This window comes from Nodularia chucula CCY0103 (assembly GCF_963923915.1).
GTDB lineage: Bacteria > Cyanobacteriota > Cyanobacteriia > Cyanobacteriales > Nostocaceae > Nodularia > Nodularia chucula.
Window position 1 is genome coordinate 1 of sequence record NZ_CAWUOL010000235.1, and the last position, 471, is coordinate 471.

Sequence of the window (471 nt, forward strand, 5' to 3'; positions counted from 1 at the left end):
AATTTAAGATTAGATTATTGGGAAAAGGTCAAACATATAGAGCCAGAAAATTTAGTATTTTTGGATGAAACTGGTGTTTTACTGGGTTTAACAAGGTCTCATGCCCGTTCACAAAGGGGAACAAGAGCTTACTCTCTCAACCCCTTTTATCGAGGCTCAAAAGTTACCGTAATTGGAGCAATTAGTCTTAAAAAAGTAGTGGCATTAATGACAATGAATAATTCTATGGATAGCAAAGCTTTTGTTGTGTTTGTTGAGAAGTTTTTAGTGCCAGAGTTATGGTCAGGAGCAGTGGTGGTGATGGATAATTTATCCGCACATAAACTAGATTCAATTGTGCCAATGATTGAATCTGTCGGTGCTTCAGTTCTATGTTTATCACCATACTCACCAGATTTCAACCCCATTGAGTTATGGTGGTCACAACTTAAATCTTTTTTACGGATGTTTTCACCGACTACAACAGAAATG

1 protein-coding gene is annotated in these 471 nt (G+C 36.9%); it reads left to right on the forward strand.

The features are described 5' to 3' along the window. The coding region (locus ACM0OP_RS24380) for an IS630 family transposase (RefSeq protein WP_414530978.1) at positions 1–471 on the forward strand (471 nt) is incomplete at both ends.